This window comes from Actinomyces sp. zg-332, from assembly GCF_011751945.2.
Taxonomy (GTDB): Bacteria; Actinomycetota; Actinomycetes; order Actinomycetales; family Actinomycetaceae; genus ZJ293.
Genome location: NZ_CP064951.1, coordinates 250000 through 270588 on the forward strand (window position 1 = coordinate 250000; position 20589 = coordinate 270588).

Annotated in this window: 15 protein-coding genes; 12 read left to right on the top strand and 3 right to left on the bottom strand. The window is 36.1% G+C overall.

Features of this window, described 5'->3' with window-relative positions:
- Positions 1–65 precede the first annotated feature (65 nt).
- From HCQ94_RS00975 to HCQ94_RS01010, 8 genes are all read left to right on the top strand, one after another.
- A complete protein-coding gene (locus tag HCQ94_RS00975) occupies positions 66–1667 on the top strand; it encodes a peptide ABC transporter substrate-binding protein (protein WP_166982850.1) in 1602 nt (533 codons plus the stop codon).
- A gap of 739 nt (positions 1668–2406) precedes the next feature.
- Positions 2407–4005, top strand: coding sequence for a peptide ABC transporter substrate-binding protein (locus HCQ94_RS00980; protein ID WP_166978967.1), 1599 nt, complete (start codon positions 2407–2409; stop codon positions 4003–4005).
- 178 nt (positions 4006–4183) lie between these two features.
- Positions 4184–5110 (top strand): ABC transporter permease, encoded by a 927-nt coding sequence (locus HCQ94_RS00985; protein ID WP_166978968.1) that lies wholly within the window; start codon positions 4184–4186, stop codon positions 5108–5110.
- The gene (locus HCQ94_RS00990; RefSeq protein ID WP_166978970.1) at positions 5103–6050 is read left to right on the top strand and encodes an ABC transporter permease; all 948 of its coding nucleotides are present in this window, start codon (positions 5103–5105) and stop codon (positions 6048–6050) included. Before HCQ94_RS00985 ends, HCQ94_RS00990 begins: the two co-directional genes overlap by 8 nt.
- Positions 6050–7750, top strand: coding sequence for an ABC transporter ATP-binding protein (locus HCQ94_RS00995; protein ID WP_166978971.1), 1701 nt, complete (start codon positions 6050–6052; stop codon positions 7748–7750). The genes HCQ94_RS00990 and HCQ94_RS00995 overlap by 1 nt, the downstream gene beginning before the upstream one ends.
- A gap of 1350 nt (positions 7751–9100) precedes the next feature.
- Entirely contained in the window at positions 9101–10378 is a 1278-nt protein-coding gene (glyA, locus tag HCQ94_RS01000) for a serine hydroxymethyltransferase (protein ID WP_166982848.1), read from the top strand.
- An 18-nt stretch (positions 10379–10396) separates the two neighbouring features.
- Complete coding sequence (locus HCQ94_RS01005; protein ID WP_166982846.1) at positions 10397–11275, top strand: bifunctional methylenetetrahydrofolate dehydrogenase/methenyltetrahydrofolate cyclohydrolase; 879 nt, start codon at positions 10397–10399, stop codon at positions 11273–11275.
- Positions 11276–11289: 14 nt separating this feature from the next.
- A complete protein-coding gene (locus tag HCQ94_RS01010) occupies positions 11290–12093 on the top strand; it encodes an exodeoxyribonuclease III (RefSeq protein ID WP_166982844.1) in 804 nt (267 codons plus the stop codon).
- A gap of 198 nt (positions 12094–12291) precedes the next feature.
- Here the strand turns inward: HCQ94_RS01010 and HCQ94_RS01015 are convergent, their stop codons facing one another.
- Both HCQ94_RS01015 and HCQ94_RS01020 read right to left on the bottom strand, forming a co-directional pair.
- Positions 12292–12582: a WXG100 family type VII secretion target gene (locus tag HCQ94_RS01015; protein WP_166978976.1), complete on the bottom strand. Its 291-nt coding sequence runs from the start codon at positions 12580–12582 to the stop codon at positions 12292–12294.
- A 165-nt stretch (positions 12583–12747) separates the two neighbouring features.
- Entirely contained in the window at positions 12748–13731 is a 984-nt protein-coding gene (locus HCQ94_RS01020; RefSeq protein ID WP_166982841.1) for an HD domain-containing protein, read from the bottom strand.
- A 181-nt stretch (positions 13732–13912) separates the two neighbouring features.
- Here HCQ94_RS01020 and HCQ94_RS01025 point away from each other — a divergent pair, with 181 nt between their 5' ends.
- The 4 genes from HCQ94_RS01025 (at position 13913) to panC (ending at position 17980) form a co-directional block, all read left to right on the top strand.
- Entirely contained in the window at positions 13913–14431 is a 519-nt protein-coding gene (locus HCQ94_RS01025) for a PH domain-containing protein (protein WP_166982839.1), read from the top strand.
- Between the two features lie 48 nt (positions 14432–14479).
- Complete coding sequence (locus HCQ94_RS01030) at positions 14480–16108, top strand: PH domain-containing protein (protein ID WP_166982837.1); 1629 nt, start codon at positions 14480–14482, stop codon at positions 16106–16108.
- Positions 16101–16970, top strand: coding sequence for a Rossmann-like and DUF2520 domain-containing protein (locus tag HCQ94_RS01035; RefSeq protein ID WP_166982835.1), 870 nt, complete (start codon positions 16101–16103; stop codon positions 16968–16970). Before HCQ94_RS01030 ends, HCQ94_RS01035 begins: the two co-directional genes overlap by 8 nt.
- Before the next feature lie 185 nt (positions 16971–17155).
- Positions 17156–17980 (top strand): pantoate--beta-alanine ligase, encoded by an 825-nt coding sequence (gene panC / locus HCQ94_RS01040; protein WP_166982833.1) that lies wholly within the window; start codon positions 17156–17158, stop codon positions 17978–17980.
- Positions 17981–18368: 388 nt separating this feature from the next.
- Here the strand turns inward: panC and lysS are convergent, their stop codons facing one another.
- The gene (gene lysS / locus HCQ94_RS01045; RefSeq protein WP_232525734.1) at positions 18369–19937 is read right to left on the bottom strand and encodes a lysine--tRNA ligase; all 1569 of its coding nucleotides are present in this window, start codon (positions 19935–19937) and stop codon (positions 18369–18371) included.
- Positions 19938–20589: the final 652 nt, after the last annotated feature.

Sequence of the window (20589 nt, forward strand, 5' to 3'; positions counted from 1 at the left end):
TTATAAAACGTTCTGATGTTGGTTATTCGTGATTGTTAGCGATGTTTTTATTTTAGGGGGTATATATGAAAAATAAACGCATTGCTTTAGTAGCTTCAGTAGCTACTTTGGGCTTGGCGCTAGCTGGTTGTTCTAGCAGCGGTTCAAATGAATCATCAGGCTCTGGTTCTTCAGATTATGTAGTCAAGGTTGATAGTGTTGAACCACAGGGTGGTTTAGTTCCAGCTAATATTAACGACGTCGGTGGCGGTTATGTTGTAACTTATATCTTCTCAACTCTTGCATATGCCGATGAAAACGGTGAGATTAAGCTAGATGACGCTGAATCTATTGAGACAGATGATAATCAGACTTATACAATTAAATTGCGTAAAGGTTTGAAGTTCTCTGATGGTAGCCCTGTTACTGCTAAGTCATATGTTGACTCTTGGAACTGGGGTGCAAAGGCATCAAATGCTAACCTATCAGCAGGTTTCTTCTCTTCAATTGAAGGTTTTGACGAAGAAAAAGACTCTGAACTAAATCTTGAAATCGTAGATGATTTGACATTCAAGGTTAAGTTGTCACAGCCAGAATTTGCTTTCAAGTCAAGCTTGATTTACCCAGCTTTTGCTCCACTACCAGAATCTTTCTTCAAAGATCCTAAAGCATTCGGTGAAAAACCAGTAACTAATGGACCTTATGTTCTAACAAACTGGGAACACAATAAGGTAATTGAAGTTCGTCCAAACAAGCACTACGATGGTCCTCGCAAGGCACGTAATGGTGGTGTAGATTACCTTATCTACCAGCAGGAAGATGCAGCTTATAACGATTTGTTGGCAAATAACCTAGACGTAATTAAGCAGGTTCCATCCAACCAGTTGGCAAACTTCAAAGCTGACTTGGGTGAGCGTGCAGTTATGAAACCATTCGCAGGTGCACAGTACTTTACTATTCCAGGTTACCTAGAACACTTTGGTTGGGATGAAGAAGGTCAGTTGCGTCGTAAGGCTATCTCAATGGCTATCGACCGCGAAACAATTATTGACAAGATTTTCAAGGGAACACGTAAGGCTGCTGTTGACTTCACTTCACCAGCTGTAGCAGGTTACGACGATAAAGTTCCTGGTAATGAAGTATTCAAATATAACCCAGAAGAAGCTAAGAAAGCTTGGGAAAAGGCTAATGCTATCAAGCCATGGTCAGGTTCATTCGAACTAGCTTACAATGCTGATTCTTCACACCGTGACTGGGTTGAAGCTGCTACAAACTCAATCAAGGAAGTCCTAGGTATTGATGCTAAGGGTAAGCCATACCCACAGTTCTCAGAACTTCGCAAAGAAGCTACAGAGAAGAAGCTTACTTCAGCTACTCGTTCAGGTTGGCAGGCAGACTACCCATGGGGTGGTAACTTCCTAAAGCCAATTTATATAACTGGAGTTGGTGGTAATGATGCTGTTTATTCAAACCCAGAATTTGACGCTCTAATTAAGAAGTCAGATGGTGAAGCAAATGAAGAAGCAGCTGCTAAAGACCTAAGCAAGGCACAGGAAATCCTAATGCGTGACTTGCCAACAATTCAGCTATGGTACCCACAGGTCGCAGCTGGTTACTCAGAAAACGTCAAGAATGTAAATTACTCTTGGAACTCTATGCCAATTCTATGGTTGATAGAAAAGAAGTAGATTTTCTCGAAGTTTTGAGAAATATTTACATATTGAATACAGGAAAAGGGACATGCTATATGTCCCTTTTTCATTTTAATAATACTGTTGTTTGTTTTATATTGTTTTTTACATAAAGCATATCTTGCTTTAATTGTTGTCTAATTTGAATAATGTAATTTGTTATATTTGTATTTTATTGTTTTTTTCTTTTGTTACGTTGTTGTATAACTTGGTGAAATTGGATAACTTTAGCATGCGAAAGTATTAATTGTGTGTATATCTTTTGATTAAAAGACATATTACAATTTGATATTTGTTCAAAATGTGAGATTTTACGTTCATGTTTCGATAGTGACGTTCTGTATGTGATATGAGACCACTTGTTACTTATTTAAGGTTGTTTATTTTACCTTATCTTTACCATCCTTTACCTAATTGTTATTATTTCTCAATTTAGAATGAGTTTATGTTTTAGTTTTTGTCGTGTATTTACTGTTTAGTTTTTCCTTATTTTTCAAGGGTTTTCTATGCTTGTTCTAAGTGCGTGGAGATTTTCTTTATTTTTGAGACAAAAACTATTTATGTATTTGGCAAAAATAATATCTTGAAATATTAAAATTAAAGTAATAAAATTAGCTCAAACAATAACAATTATTTTTTGTGTACAATTGTTCAATACTGCACAGATTGTGTATGTATAGTCAGTGTCTAAAGTGTCTTCGGATATTTAGATACCTTGTCGTATTTTGGAGGTATTGTGAAGAATAAGCGCATTGCTTTGGTAGCACCAGTTGCTGTTCTAGCACTCACACTAGCAGGATGCTCTGCTGGTGGTTCAAACTCAGAAGGATCTGGTTCTTCAGATTATGTAGTTAAAGTTGACAACGTAGAACCACAGAGTGGGTTAATCCCAGCAAACGTTAACGAAGTCGGCGGTGGTCTTGTTCTAGACGCTATCACTTCAAACCTTGTCTACTGTGATGAGAACGGTGAAGTTAAACTAGAAGATGCTGAATCAATTAAGACAGACGATAACCAGACTTATACAATTAAATTGCGTAAAGGTTTGAAGTTCTCTGATGGTAGCCCTATTACTGCTAAGTCATATGTAGATGCATGGAACTGGGCCGCAAAAGCATCAAATGCTAACCTATCAGCAAGCTTCTTTGAACCAATTGAAGGTTTCGATGCCCAAAAAGATTCTGAACTAAATCTTAAAGTTGTAGATGATTTGACATTCAAGGTTAAGTTGTCACAGCCAGAATTCGCTTTCCAGAAGAGCTTGGTTTATTCAGCTTTTGCTCCACTACCAGAATCTTTCTATAAAGATCCTAAAGCTTATGGACAGAAGCCAGTTGGAAGCGGTCCTTATGTTCTAACAAAGTGGGAACACAACAAGAGAATTGAAGTTCGTCCAAACAAGAACTATAACGGTCCTCGTAAGGCACACAATGGTGGTATTGACTATGTTCTATACCAGCAGGAAGATGCAGCTTACAATGACTTGTTGTCAAACAACCTAGATGTTATCAAGTCTGTTCCATCTAGCCAGTTGGCAAACTTCAAGTCAGACTTGGGCGATCGTGCAGTTATGAAACCATACGCAGGTACTCAGGCTTTGACAATTCCAAGCTATCTAGAACACTTTGGTTGGGATGAAGAAGGTCAGTTGCGTCGTAAGGCTATCTCAATGGCTATCGACCGTCAGACAATCATTGACAAGATTTTCAAGGGAACACGTAAGGCTGCTGTTGACTTCACTTCACCAGCTGTAGCAGGTTACGACGGCAAGGTTCCTGGCAATGAAGTACTAAAGTACAACCCAGAAGAAGCTAAGAAAGCTTGGGAAAAGGCTAATGCTATCAAGCCATGGTCAGGTTCATTCGAACTAGCTTACAATGCTGATTCTTCACACCGTGACTGGGTTGAAGCTGCTACAAACTCAATCAAGGAAGTTCTAAAGATTGATGCTAAGGGTAAGCCATACGCACAGTTCTCAGAAATGCGTAAAGATGCTACAGAGAAGAAGCTTACTTCAGCTGTTCGTTCAGGTTGGCAGGCAGACTACCCATGGGGTGGTAACTTCCTAAGGCCAATTCACTCAACAGGTGCAGGATCTAACGATGCTGTTTACGCAAATCCAGAATTTGACGCTTTGTTAAAGAAGTCAGACGGTGAAGTAAACGAAGAAGCAGCTATCAAGGCTCTAAGCAAGGCACAGGAAATCCTAATGCGTGACTTGCCAACAATTCAGCTATGGTATGCTCAGGTTTCAGCTGGTTATTCAGAAAATGTTAAGAATGTTAAGTTCGGTTGGAACTCAACACCACTTCTATGGGCTGTAGAAAAGAAGTAAAATACTTTACTTAACTGGCTACTTTCTAATAGAATAGTGACTATGAATTTTTAGGCGAGTGAAGCGTAAAAGTTTCACTCGCCTAAAATGTAAGTATTAATAAAAATATGTGTACAAAAAAGTATACATATCCGTCGATTTAGAAAAAGTTCTTATAAAGGACTCTGTGGAGGGACCGATGCTCCGTTACATCGGACGTAGATTATTACAGTTAATCCCAGTTTTCTTGGGTGCAACGTTTTTGATTTATTTGATGGTATTTGCCTTACCAGGTGACCCAATTTTGGCGTTAGCTGGCGAAAAAGGTTTATCACCAGCAGTAGAAAAAGCTTTAAAAGCTCAATACAATTTGGACAAACCATTTATTGTACAGTACTTGTTGTACTTGAAAGGTATTTTGTCACTTGACTTTGGAACTGACTTCTCAGGTCGTGCAGTATCTGAAGTTATGGCAGGTGCTTTCCCAGTAACAATAAAGTTGGCTTTTATGGCTTTAGCCTTTGAAACAATATTCGGTATTGCCTTTGGTCTTATCGCTGGTTTGCGCAAAGGTTCATTCTTTGATGCAACATTGCTAGTTGTTTCTCTATTTGTTATAGCAGTTCCAACATTCGTTATTGGTTTCGTATTGCAGTTCTTAATGGGTGTAAAATGGGGACTCTTGCCTGTTACCGCAGGTAGTAATCCAACCTTTACTTCATTGTTGATGCCTGCTATGGTGCTTGGTGCAGTATCTTTTGCTTATGTATTGCGTTTGACAAGGACAACTGTTTCTGAAAGCACAAAGGCTGATTACGTTCGCACAGCAACTGCTAAAGGTTTGACTAGACGTCGAGTAATTGGTGTACACGTTTTACGTAACTCATTGATTCCTGTTGCAACATATATCGGTGGTGACTTGGGTTCCCTAATGGGTGGTGCGATTGTTACTGAAGGTATATTCAACATTAATGGTGTTGGTGGAACGATGTATAAGGCTATTCTTCAAGGTCAAGCTCCTACAGTGGTTTCATTTACGACTGTCTTAGTTGTTGTTTATTTGCTAGCTAACTTGCTAGTTGACTTGTTGTATGCAACTCTAGACCCAAGGATTCGTTATGAGTAAGAATATAGGTTATAAAGGACAAGAGCACTATGTTTCTGAAATTGATGAAACAGGTCTAGGTGCTGTAGATGCAGTTCGTGATGAATCAGCTCCACGTTCTATGTGGGGAGAAGCATGGCATACAATGTCACGTAGGCCATTGTTCTGGTTTTCAGCAGTCGTTATTGTATTAGCTTTACTGCTCGCCATATTCCCATGGTTATTTACATCTGTTAATCCGAATACATGTTTGTTAAAGGATTCATTAAAACTACCAACTGCTGGTCATATTTTTGGTTTTGATTTACAAGGTTGCGATATCTTTGCACGTACAATTTATGGTGCAAGATCATCTGTAACTGTGGGTATTCTAGCTACACTTATTGTTACATTGATCGGTACGGTCGTAGGCGCCTTGGCAGGTTTCTATGGCGGTATTTGGGATTCATTGTTATCTCGTGTAACAGATATTTTCTTTGCTATTCCATTCGTTCTAGCTGCTATTGTTGTTATGCAGATGTTCAAATCACATCGCACAATTTGGACTGTTGTTTTGATTTTGGCTGTATTCGGTTGGCCACAGATCGCTCGTATTACTCGTGGTGAAGTAATGTCTATCAAAAACGAAGAATTTGTTACTGCATCACGTTCTCTAGGAGCTAAGAAAATATCAACATTAGTAAGCCACATTTTACCTAACGCTGCAGCTCCGATTATTGTTTATGCAACAGTTGCGCTAGGTTCATTTATTGTTGCTGAAGCAACACTATCTTTCCTAGGTTTAGGCTTGCCAGTAGATGTTGTTTCATGGGGCGCTGATATTTCTCGCGCTCAAGTTTCATTGCGTAACCAGCCGTCAGTGCTATTCTATCCAGCTGGTGCATTAGCAGTGACAGTACTTGGTTTTATCATGATGGGTGACGTTGTACGCGATGCCCTTGATCCGAAGGCACGTAAGTAATGAGTGAAGAAAAAGTAAATAGTACAGAGGAACTAAAGCCTCTAATTGAAATTCGTGATCTTGAAGTAGCCTTTAAATCATCAACTGGTACTGTTCCAGCAGTCCGTGGGGCTAACTTGACAATCTACCCAGGACAGACAGTTGCTATTGTGGGTGAATCAGGTTCAGGTAAATCTACAACCGCACATGCAATTATCGGTCTACTTCCAGGCACTGGTAAGGTTACCGGTGGACAAATTATTTTTGATGGTAAAGACATTACTAATCTACCGTCTAAAGAAATGGTTGCTTTACGTGGTAGTGAAATCGGTATGGTTCCTCAGGATCCAATGTCTAACCTAAACCCTGTTTGGAAGATTGGTTATCAGGTCCGTGAAGCACTCGTTGCAAACAACATTTGTGATAAAAAAGACCTAGATAAAGAAGTTGTAAAAGTTCTCGAACAGGCAGGTTTGCCAGATGCTGAACGTAGAGCAAAGCAGTATCCACACGAATTCTCAGGTGGTATGCGTCAGCGCGCTTTGATTGCTATTGGTTTGGCTGCTAACCCAAGACTTCTAATTGCCGATGAACCTACGTCAGCATTGGACGTTACTGTACAACGTACAATTTTGGATCACCTAGACAAGATGACCAAAGAGTCAAACACAGCAGTATTGTTCATTACACACGACTTAGGTTTGGCCGCAGAACGTGCAGAACATCTAGTAGTTATGCACCGAGGACGTATTGTTGAATCAGGTCCAGCTTTGGAAATTCTACGTCATCCAAAGCATCCATATACAAAACGTCTAGTTTCTTCAGCTCCTTCTTTGGCTTCAGCTCGTATCGAAACAGCTCGTGAACTTGGAATAGAATCAAAAGATCTATTGCACCAAGTCTCAGAGGAAGACACTTCTGAAGTAATTCGTGTTGAAAACTTATCTAAAGAGTTCCATATTCGTGGTGCTAAGAGAGGCGATAAGAAGAATTTCTTAGCTGTTGATGATGTTTCGTTTTCTTTGAAACGTGGACATACACTTGCATTAGTGGGTGAATCAGGTTCAGGTAAATCTACAGTTGCCAATATCATTTTGAACCTTTTGGAACCTACTAAAGGTAAGGTATTTTACGAAGGAACTGATTTATCAACTTTGTCTCCTAAACAACTATTTGATATGCGTCGTAAGATGCAAGTTGTTTTCCAGAACCCATATGGTTCCTTGGATCCAATGTACTCAATCTATCGTTGTATTGAAGAACCGTTGCGTATCCATGGCATTGGTACAAAGGAAGAACGTAAACAACGTGTTGCTGAACTACTAGATTTGGTAGCTCTTCCACGATCCACAATGCGTCGTTATCCTAATGAACTTTCTGGTGGTCAGCGTCAGCGTGTAGCTATTGCTCGTGCTTTGGCTTTGAAACCAGAGGTAGTTGTTTTGGACGAAGCTGTTTCAGCTCTTGACGTTTTGGTTCAAGACCAGATTCTAAAGCTTCTAACCAAGCTACAAGAAGAACTAGGTTTGTCATACTTGTTCATTACACACGACTTGGCTGTTGTACGTGAAGTCGCTGACGACGTAGTTGTTATGCAAAATGGTAAGCTAATTGAACAAGGTACAGTAGATGATATCTTCGATAATCCTAAAGAAGATTACACAAGGAACTTGATTGAAGCAGTTCCAGGACGCGATATCATTCTTGGACTTGACGATTAGTAAAAATCTTCTAAGTATTGGCTATCTTTCTAGATGGCCAATACTTTTTTAAAAAACTTGAAGCTCTGTCTTTCTCTTTTGAACTTTATCCTTCCTATAATTTCCCTCTTAAATTCCCCTGACACTTTTTCAATCAATATTTTATGAAATCACTAAGATACAATGCGTTCTAATTTCCTAGTTTTAAAATTGTGAAATATTGTGATAAACAAATTAATTGACACTTTACGCGGGAAAAAGAGAAGAGAAAAGTAGTGGCAAAGTAATACTTACTCATATGAGATAGTGAGTAAAATATTTGTTCAAGTAAAAGTTGTACAGTTTTTATGTAAAACAAAGCGACTATGGGATAAAGAATATATAAATACTAATAACTAGGATTTGTTAAACCGCTTATTAATTACTAGATAAGTGTTTAGAAAATAATTATAAAGTACTAAAAATAATGGTAGGAATAAATAAAATCGTCGGGTAAACGTTAATTGGAGTATTCATATAAATAGTTACTTATATCAATAAAATATCTAGATAGTAAAGGATATGTTTACTGTTAAATACGAATAAGCACTAGTAAAGTGAAGCTAATCTAAAGCAAACATGAAATAAGAGACTCTATGAATAAAATACGAAAAGTATTCTCGAAAGTGAGCAGAATACATAAACTGTTTTGTAACTAGGCTGAGATATAAAAGCACTTATGCCTAAAGTTGAAGGGAAGCTGTTTTCAAAAGTATAGATAATATAGGCGATTAAGGTTTTATATCAAAATGTTTACCAGCACAAGGAAAGATAAAGTGTTAGAAAGTAAGTAAACTATTGCTTACTAAAATACGGAAAATAAGATTCTTTTACTGAGGGAATGTGAGGATAATCTCTTTTTTAGTTTTTTTGGATTTTAGTGCGACGAATAAATAGTAAGTAGAGATGAATAAATTTTCAGATAATACTTTTGAATAAATAAGTAAACTTTTACATCAAAATACCTGATATATAGGAAAATAAGCCTTGCCTAAATACCAAAATAGAATAAAGTGACACAAATTTCTTTGTCTGAAATATTTGTTTACATAAAAGTCTATAAATAAAACATATAAGATAAAACACCTCTTAAATGAACCATTTTATAACCTGCTTTATAAAATCAATAAACCAAGAGCGCAGATTAAAAGAATTTATCAATAAAAATAATACTCGAGTATATTTTATTTAAATAATTTGATGAATATCACATTTAAATAATGCTTGAAAAGAAGTATTAGTGTAACTTTAAAATGCTCGTATCTTTATGAGCGAAGAATGTAATAGTATACAAGTGCTTAACATTTATTTTTTAGAAAGCAAGGTGGCTTTATGTCAAGTGAACTAACACAGTCCATATACGATTTGGATCCAGAAATTGCTGGTGTTTTAGATAATGAATTAAGTAGGCAACGCGATACGCTAGAAATGATTGCTTCAGAAAATTTTGTTCCTAGAGCTGTATTACAAGCACAAGGATCAGTTTTAACTAATAAGTATGCTGAGGGATATCCTGGTAAAAGATATTATGGTGGCTGTGAATATGTTGATGTTGCTGAAAGTCTTGCCATAGAGCGTGCGAAAAAAGTATTCAACGCCGAATACGCTAATGTTCAGCCGCACTCAGGTGCATCTGCTAATGCTGCTGTATTGCATGCTATTGCTAAACCGGGAGATAAAATTTTAGGTTTAGGCTTGGCTCACGGTGGACACCTTACACATGGCATGAAAATTAATTTCTCGGGATTAGTATATGAAGCATCTGCTTACACATTGAGTGAAAAAACTCACCGAGTCGATATGGATATGGTACGCGATATGGCTTTGAAAGAAAGGCCTAAAGTTATAATTGCTGGTTGGAGTGCTTATCCACGTCATTTGGACTTTGAAGCTTTCCGTAGTATAGCTGATGAAGTTGGAGCATATTTGTGGACTGATATGGCTCATTTTGCTGGTTTAGTGGCTGCTGGTTTACACCCTAGCCCGATTAAAGACTCACATGTTGTTTCAACTACCATTCATAAAACTATTGGTGGTCCTCGCTCTGGAATGATTTTATCCGGCACAACTGACTTGGAGAAAAAGCTAAATTCTGCTGTATTCCCAGGACAACAAGGTGGACCTTTAATGCACGTTATTGCTGGTAAAGCGGTAGCAATGAAAATTGCTATGACTGATGGATTCGTAGACCGCCAAAAACGTACACTAGAGGGTGCAAAAATTCTTGCTGATCGTTTGCTACAAGACGATGTACGTGAATGTGGCATTGATATTGTTACTGGTGGTACAGATGTACACCTAGTACTAATAGATTTACGTAATAGCGTTTTAGACGGTAAACAAGCAGAAAACTTAATGCACGATATTTCTATTACAGTAAACCGTAACTCTGTTCCTTTTGATCCAAGACCAGCAACTGTAACATCAGGTCTACGCATCGGTACACCAGCACTAGCTACACGTGGATTTGGCGCTAAGGAATTTACTGAAGTTGCTGATATTATTGCCACTGCTTTAATACAAGGTTGCAAAGGTGAGGTTGACTACACATCTTTGAAAGGCCGTGTTAAAGACTTAGCTGACGCATTCCCTCTATACGACTATCTATAAATATCGATAAGGAATAAAATGACAGCTATTATTTTAGATGGTAAAAAAGTCGCTAGTGATATTAAACTTCAGTTAAAAGAAGAAGTTAAAAACTTAAACGATAAAGGTGTTTTTCCAGCATTAGCAACTGTATTAGTAGGATCTGATCCGGCTAGTATATCTTACGTTAATGGTAAACATCGTGACTGTTTAGAAGTCGGTATTAAATCTATACGAGTAGAATTAGATGAAAATACCTCTCAGGCTGAATTACTAGAAACTATCCATGAGCTAAATTCTAATCCTGAGTGTACGGGGTATATTGTCCAGTTACCACTGCCTAAACATATAGATACTAATGAAATTCTATTAGCTATTAGTCCTGAAAAAGATGCTGATGGCTTACATCCAGTGAATTTAGGTAAGAGTGTGTTATCTGTTGCTGGAGATATAGATTTTCCTTTATCTTGTACTCCTTACGGTGTATTAGAGTTATTAGATCATTACGATATAGATTTAAATGGTAAAACAGTTTGTGTAGTTGGTAGAGGGACTACAGTAGGACGTGGATTACCAGCTCTACTTACTCGTAAAAATATAAATGCTACAGCAATCCTTACCCATACAGGAACTAAAGATTTACCTGCACATACTCGTGAAGCTGATATTATTATTGCCGCAGCGGGTGTTAAACATCTTATAAAACCTCAAGATATCAAAGATGGAGCCATTTTATTAGATGTCGGTGTAAGTCGTAGTTTTGATGAAGATAAAGGCAAATATGTCTTATGTGGCGACATTGATCCTGCTTGCTACGAAAAGGCTGCTTTTGTATCTCCTAACCCTGGTGGTGTTGGTCCAATGACAAGAGCAATGCTATTATCTAACATTGTATCTATTGCAAAAGGTTATAAGTAATAAGGATATAGATTTTGAAAATTACGTCTTTAAACTTGAATGGTATCCGTGCGGCTTATCGTAAAGGTATGACTCAATGGTTGGCTTACGAAAACCCTGATATTGTGCTAATGCAAGAAGTTCGTGCTAACGATAAAGTGCTAGAAGAACTCATTGAATCTGACTGGCATTTGGTGGCAAGACACTGTGATATTAAGGGACGTGCCGGAGTTGCTATAATGTCTCGTTTTCCTTTAAAAGATGTCTCACTGTCTTTAGACGATGAAGAGCCTGTGGACACTGGTCGTTGGATAGAGGCTAGTGTTGAAACACCTAAAGGAAATGAATTACGTTTAGCTTGCGCTTATTTACATGCAGGTGAAATAAATACAATTAAAATGGATCAAAAGTATGCTCACCTGGAAAAAGTAACTAAGCGTTTAGAATCTCTAAAGGAATACAGCCAACAAACAGGTAATTCAGTTGTTGTATGTGGAGATTTTAATGTTGTGCGTACTGAAAAAGACATTAAAAACTGGAAACCAAATCACAATAAATCAGCTGGTGTATTAGATGAAGAAATCGCTTACCTAGAAAAGTGGTTTTCATCTGGCTGGCATGATGTAACTCGTGAGTTTTACCCAGATACGCAAGGTCCATACACTTGGTGGTCTTGGCGTGGAAATGCATATAATAATGATGCTGGGTGGCGTATTGATTACCACATTACTCATGGAGACATCACAGATAGTGTGAAAGACGTTCAAGTTTGGCGAGCTCAGGAATATGTAGAGCGTTTTTCTGATCATTCACCTATTACTATTACATACGATTTCTAAAAGTAATTGTTTAAAATAGCTTACTATCTGCAAAGTTAGTAAGCTATTTTTATTTGGTTACTTACTTATCTGCCTGCTTATCTATCTATCTATCTGCTTATTTATTTATTTACTCAGTCACTATTAATTATTTAGCTAGTTTATAGTGTTTATAGCTAATAAACTAAAATATTTTTGTGTACAAATTTCACATAAACTTTAGAAATTAAACAGTGCAGTAGCTTCTTGCTCAGCTTGTGAATAAGTATTTGCCGCATTATTCAACTGGTGTGAAATTTGCAACAAACAATCTTCAACATTTATTTGTGCTTTATGCCAATTATCAGCTAAATCATGAAATTGCATACTAGCTTGCCCTGACCAAGAGTTTTCTAATTGATGTAAATAACTAAGCATAGTTTGTACTTGAGAGCGAATATTATCTGCGCAATTATTTACTAACACTGAGGTATTAGATAATTCGTTACTATCTACAGTAAAAACTGTCATTTTTCTCCTTAAATAGATGATTATTTAAAGAGTAACCTCAAAATTATGCTATGTTTTTAGAAAAAGTAAAATTGTGGATAACTCTATGTATTGTGTGTATTTGCATATACCACCAGAATAATACTTCAAATATAGTTAATACGCATAAGCGGTAGCTAAAAATAACTACTCAAATTCGATTTCTTTGACTGACTTATCAACTGGAGTTTCTTTAGAATCGAAGCAATCTTCTATCATTTCCATAGAGGAAGATAAATCATTAATCTTAGTTATACTTTGAGTATTGGAATTTGAATTATTAAAACTCAAGCTATTAGTCAAAGAAGTAGGTACTGAAGAAACACTATGCTTAACTTTGGAAAGCTTATCAGCTACTGACACTCTTCTAATCATTACAGTGTCTTTCAAAGTACATTCTGGGGAATCAGTATCGTTTTCTGCTTGTTCTAAAGCCAATATATCTTGAGTAGGAATATTAGCTATTTCTGCTTCCAATCTAACTAACTCTGCTTCTAAATTTTGTCTTGCTGGAATTTCCCAGCTTTGTCCAAGTGGCGATAAGAAAAGCTTAGGACGGGCAAGTAAACGTTTAATAAACCGCTTGCGTGTATACAAAACAAAACACATAGAAACATCGGAATATTCAGTTTGAGCAAGCTTCAAATAGTGCTTATATTCTTGAGGAGTAGTTGCGAAGACAGATATACTGCAATCGAAAAGTATTTGAATATCAATATCGTCACTATTGCTAACAGAATTACTTCTAGCGCCATCAACGATAGTACATATGTGCTGACAAATTTCTTCATCTACGCCCACAGATAATAAATCGTCCTTTAACAAATCTGAGGGATTTTCATTAGACAATGCTGGACAGAATCCGCCTAAATAAGAGTTATAAAAAACTCCATAGTACCAAGTAGCTATTCTCAAACAATCAGAACTATGAGCTGAATCAGCCAACTCATCAATCTTATTTAACACGAAAGAAAGGTAATTAACATTATGATATTGGCTTGATCTATTTTCCAGCTTACCTATCAGTTTAATAGCAAGTGCTTCAATGTTATGAGCAGGTGCTTGTGCTCCAATGTTTGTAACACTTCGTACAAACGAAGAAATTAGCCAACTTGGCAATCGGGCGTTCATATAAACCTTCTCTTTGTTAAAATAGACAAATAGTATATTAGAACTTAAAAATGTAATAGTCTAGTGATGGAATAAGTTATAGAGGACATATTGACTTAATAGCTCAGTTATAACACGCTTATGAATAAAAAATTATTGTATAATTGATAAACATTATACAGTTTAAATAAATGGATGCAAAATGAGTAAAAATTTTAACCTCAATATTGATGGATTGGACTATAAAAAAGTAGATCCTAAACTAAAGAAAGTAAGAAGGATAATACTGGCAGTATTTATATTAATAGGTATTATAGCCAACACTGCTTTCAACATTTCCATATTTTTTATAGACTCTTTTGGATTCTCAGTACTTATTGCTCCGATTGTGGTTTATATCCTATTAGTAGTATTTTTCATTTGGATGTGGTGGCTAATAGGTAGACAAGTAGATAACTACAAATATGCTAAAGCTGAAAAAGACATCGTCATATCTAAAGGTGTTTTATTTCGTAGAGTAGAAGTTATACCTTATGGACGTATGCAATTTGTTGATGTTCAGCAAGGACCACTGCTTAGATACTATGGTTTAGCTAGTGTCACTTTACATACGGCTTCTTCTGAATCATTGATGCCGATTATTGGTATGAAAGAACCAGACGCTAAAGCTTTGCGTCAAGAACTCATAGAGCTTGGTGAATCTAACTTGGCAGGTATATAAAAGATACGTGGATAACAAAAATATTTCTTTACAGCATAAGGATTAGGAATGGAAAATCAAGATAACGATATTTCACAACGAGATGCTAAAGACATTAGATGGAATAGAGTCCATTTTCTGACCCCTCTAATTATGCTTTGGAAAGCAATCTTAGCTATACTTGCCATTGTAAGTTATAGCACTATACAAGACCCTAACTTTTGGGCTAATTACAACCAATACGAAAGTGGGTTAAGTTTCTTCAAAGCCTACTTACTCATATTTGCTTTAGGGCTGTTGGGAATACTTTTACTTGCAATTTTATATTGTTACTTTGCTTGGACTCGTATTGGTTATAGTCTGGATGACTTAAATGTTTATTACAAGCAGGGAATATTTTTCAAAAATCAAAGATACATACGTTTATCTAGAATCCAAACTGTTGATATAGTTTATCCGCTAGTGGGAAGAATCTTTGGCTTAGGGCAAATAAAAATTGAGTCCGCTGGTTCTAGTGAATCGCACATAACTATTGCTTTTATGAAAGAAAAACAACTAGATGATTTGCGAAACACTATTTTAGCTTTAATGGCTGGTGTGAGCGTACAAAAAGCTGACTCTAATGAAGAGAATGTATTTAGCGAAAACGAAACTGATGATTCGAGCGCTAAAGAAAAACTAGGTATACACGATTTAGAATTTCAAGCTAGTAGAGCTCCTGAAAAAGTAGTTTATGAAATTGACTATAAAAAATTTATAGTAGCAATAGTAATTCATGCACTATATTCAGTTTTTCTATTTCTATTTTTTGCTCTACTATTCTTGACGGCTGTCTTCTGTATTGTAGTATATTTTCATGGTGCTCCAAAAACTTTAAGTGAAGTAACGGCACCATTCATGGAAGAATCACTTGTAACTAAACTACAAATGTTAGCTCTGCCTATCTTAGCTATCGGTGGAATAATTACAAAAGCTGGACGAGATGCATTAGATAAATTTGGTTATACTCTGAAAATAAGCCCAGATGGATTTAGAACTAGAAGTGGACTTACATCTTTAGTACATGAAACTATTCCTCCAAATAGAATACACGCACTAGTAATAAAACAATCACTAATGTGGAGATTGCTAAAGATTTGGGAAATAGAAACTGTAAAAGCTGCAGTTTCACAAGCTGACGCAGATAGTTCAAAGAGTGAATCTTTTGCTCCTTTAGTTGAAATAGATGAAATAGATAGCTTAGTGCATTTAGTGTACAAGAAACTATCAGACGTTACATCTCAAGAAATAGATAGAGAAATAATTATTGAAGGTTTGACTGGCACTAAAGAAGGAAAATACTTTAAACGAGTATCACCGGTAGCAAAATTCTTACATCCTTTCCAATATTCAAGAATGGCATACTGCGTAACAGAAAATGTAGTTCTTGTAAGACGAGGATTTTTATCTAGAAAACTAGCAATTATTCCTCACGAAAGAGCACAGTCATTAGGAATAAAACAGTCTTTCATCGGATATAAGTTAAAAGTAGCTACATTATCGCTACATCTAGTTAAGATAAATCACATGATGAATTTGGCATGTTTGCCAATTAGTGTAGCGAAAACTACTTTGCAAGAATTATCTGATATGTCAGGAGTAAAACGTCTAGCTGAGCCAAATGAAGAATGGATGAAGCGAGTATATAAGAGTGAGTAGTAAATTCAATATAGGTATAGTTGGTGCTGGAAAAGTAGGGTCAATTCTTGGCAATGCTTATAGGAATTGTGGGCATAATATAACATCCATATATACGGCTGATAAAGAAAATATTGAGCGTAATGAAATACTATTACCAGGTGTGCCGGTATGTTCTATTGAAGAAGTGATAGCGAAAAGTGAAATAGTTTTCTTTACAATTCCAGATGATGAATTAGCTCCCACCATAGCAGGTCTAGCTAAGCTCAATGTGTTTAAAAAAGGACAAATTCTAGTACATACAAGTGGTCGATGTAAACTAGATGTATTTGAACCAGCAGTCGATACAATAGGGATGAGCATACACCCAGTAATGACATTTACTGGAACAAGTTTGGATTTACCTAAACTAAAAAATGCTGCTTTTGCTATAAATGCTCCAAAGCTTATGCTCCCTATTGCTCAAGCTTTAGTTATGGAGTTGGAAGCAAACCCGATAATAGTTGATGATGATAACAGAGATCTTTACCATCTTGCTTTATCACATGGAGCAAACCACTTGAGTCTGATAGTTAATCAAAGCTTGAAAATGCTTGATAAATCTGGAATACAAAATCCTCAAGATATCGCAAAACCACTATTTGAAGCAGCCCTTGAAAGAACTTTTATGCAAAGAAATAAAGGTATAAGTGGTCCGGTACCAAGAGGTGATGTACAAACAATTCAAAAACACTTCCAAGCCTTAAAAGAAGCACAAATGTATGAGATGATACAGATATACGCTCTTTTGAACAAATCTACAGTTCAAGCATGTTTGGAAGAAAAAATAATAAACGAAAATACTGCTAATAAAATTTTGAAAGTAGTGGAATCATATTTGTAATAAAAATTATAAAGTGTATTACTCTTCTAGAATTATTTCTTTTGTTAAATACTATTGGAAAGAGTGTACTTTCTAAAATATAGCTAAATAGGGCATTCGAACCCTAAATTTCCAGACTCTTTATATAAGGACAAAAGGTCAGAAATATTTTCACAACATGTAAGTGATGGTAGAGATAGGTTGAAATGAAAATAGTAAAAACTAAAGAAGAGCTAAAGTCAAATATTGATAGATCAAAGACAATAGCACTAGTAATGACGATGGGTGCATTGCATGATGGACATATGCATTTAGTTAAAGCAGCCAAAGAAAAAGCAGAGCAAGTAATAGTTTCAATCTATGTTAACCCATTACAGTTCGGTAAAAATGAGGATTATAGTAAATATCCACGCACCTTAGATAAAGATATTCAAAAATGTGAAGAACACGGTGTAGATGTGGTTTTTGCTCCTAGTGATGAACAAATGTATGGTGATACTAGGCAGATAAGTTTAAAAGTAGGAGTATTAGCTGAAATATTTGAAGGAAAAACTAGGCCTGGGCATTTTGACGGTGTCTGTCAGATAGTTTGTAAAGTGTTCAATCTTGTAAGACCTGATTACGCTTTCTTCGGTCAAAAAGATGCTCAGCAGTTAGCTGTGATTAAAAACATGGTGCAAGATTTAGATATGGGAATACAAATTTGTGCTGTGCCTATCGTACGTGAACCATCAGGGCTAGCTATGTCCAGTAGAAATACTTTTTTGAGCAATGATGGGAAAAGAACTGCTAGCCAAATTTACAAGGTTTTGAACTTTGCTAGAAATAATGTGATATGCGGAATGCCCCCAGAAGAAGCTTCAGAGTTTTACTATAACAAGTTGAACAGCATTGAGGGGATAGAAGTAGATTACTTTGAGATAGTTGATCCTTACACATTTTCAGTTCCTAATCCGTCAAAGCAAATGTTAATTATTTGTGCTGTAAAAGTAGAAGGTGTGCGTCTTTTGGATAATTTGCTGATAGGGTAGTAGGATAAGAGATAAAGTAGCTCAAAATATTATATAGTGCTTGTATAAGTGTTATATGTGAATGTACTAGCTTTGTTACGTTGTGGGTTATTCGTACATCTGTCTAGTGGCTTTGTTGTTTAACTTCTTGCTCTCAAAATATTATTTTCTTTTAAAGCCAATAAGTATGCTTACTTATATTTGCAGTCTTTTGAATTGGCGAAACATAAAGTTTTTATCAGAATATAAAATAATTCCTTAGCATAAAGTTTTATTATATAAGCAAAATCTATTTCAAAGCCTTAGTCAGACTACGCTTAAAAACAAAACAGGCATCCTAATGTTTAATACGGATACCTGTTTTATATGAAACACCATACAAGGTGTATATCACAAAGATAACATCACTTTATTCTTCAATGTTATCTTCGGATTTGTGAGATTGTTTCACTTCACGTTTTACTAGAGGGAAGGTAATAGTTTCACGTATACCATAGCCTGTTAGAGCCATTAGTAAGCGGTCAAGTCCCATTCCCATACCACCAGCTGGAGGCATTCCTTGTTCCATAGCTTCTAAGAAATCTTCATCTAATACCATGGCTTCAGGATCGCCCTTAGCGGCTGCTAAGGCTTGAGATTCAAAGCGTTCACGCTGTACAACAGGGTCAACTAGTTCTGAGTAAGCTGTTGCTAGTTCGAAACCACGTACGTATAAATCCCATTTTTCAACGATACCTGGTTTTGAGCGATGTGCTCGAGTTAGTGGTGAAGTATCGACAGGGAAATCACGAACGAATGTTGGCTTATACAATTTATGTCCAACTAGTTCTTCCCAAATTTCTTCAACAATTTTACCTGGTAGGGCGTGATCTGCTATTTCAATTTCTAAGCGAGATGCTAAAGCACGTAGATGTTCTTCAGAGGTTTCAGGAGTAATTGTCTCTCCAACCGCTTCTGACAGAGACTCATACAAACTCAAATTATCCCATTCACCGCTTAAATCATATTCAGAACCATCATTTAGAGTCACTATTTCAGACCCAAAGACGTCACGAGCAACTTTTTGTATGAAATTGCGTGTCAAATCAGCCATGGTGTTGTAATCACCGTATGCTTCATAGGCTTCTAGCATTGTAAATTCTGGTGAATGAGATGAGTCTGCACCTTCGTTGCGGAAGTTACGGTTAATTTCAAAGACCTTATCAATACCACCAACTACTGCTCGCTTTAGATATAGTTCTGGAGCAATACGTAAGTATAGTTCAGTGTCGTAAGCGTTTATGTGAGTTACGAATGGTCTAGCAGCAGCACCACCATGCAAGTTTTGTAACATAGGTGTTTCGATTTCAATGAAATCTTTGCTGTGGAAGAAATCACGTAGAGAACGCACTACTGCTGAACGAATACGTACAGTTTTACGTGCCTGCTCACGCATAATTAAGTCTAGGTGACGGCGACGTATACGGCTTTCCTCTGATAAAGATACGCTTTCGCCTTTTTCATTGACGTATGTCTTAGGTAAAGGTAATAGAGATTTAGCTGCAATTTGCCACTGTGAAGTAAATACTGACAGTTCTCCACGTTTTGAAGCAATAACTTTGCCATGTACGAATAAATGATCACCTAGATCAACAAAAGTTTTAAAATCGCTAAGTGAGTCAGCACCAACTTCTCCAGCTGATAACATAGCTTGTAGTTTATTTCCTTCACCATCTTGCAAAGTAACGAAACAAAGTTTGCCTGTATTTCGTAGGAATACTACGCGTCCAGCTAAACCTACAATATCATTAGTTTCTTCGCCAGCAGCTAGTCCTTCATGCTTTCGTCTAACTTCTTTAATTGTTGAAGTTATAGGTAAAACTACTGGATATGGGTCTATCCCATTATCTAGCATTGTTTGACGTTTATTTGCACGAATGCGTACTTGTTCGGGTGTGTCGTCAATAAGAATATTTTCTGCACTAGTTTCTTGACTCACTGCTAACCTTTCATTTTTAGACGAGTATATCTATTCTAATAGAAATAAGTATTTTTGGGGATAGTAATACGTTATTTAATTACGTTTTTATTCATTTTTTCTATAGTTAGGTTATGGATTATACTGGTTTAAAATGATTGATTTTACTGTAATTAAAGTTTAGTTTAGCAATATTATTGTCGTTTACGTGTTAAATACATTTTGTATTGGAACTATTTATATTAGTAATGTTATATACAGTGATGCATTTACAAAATTATTTATATGAATATTTTTACGATTTTATATTCGAGTACTCTTATAAGTTGATTTTTTACTATAAAAAAAGAGCAGTTTAGTATTTTGGGGAAATAAATATTTGCCAAAAGTCTTAACTAAAAAAGACGGGAGCAAGTTGCTCCCATCTTCTGACTGTACAGGTGGAAACTTTAGTTTCCACCTAACATTTTATACTATAGATTTTCATATCTAAAATATTTTTTTGAAAAAAAATTTGATTTTGTAAATAAAAATTTTCTATAAGAGTTTTTTCGTAGTAAATGTGTTGTATTCCTGTTGTTGATGTTCTGATATTAGTAAATAGTCATTGTTGACTGCTTAATAATATTTATAAAACTAAAAGATATTTATATTGAATTGTTATATTCGAATA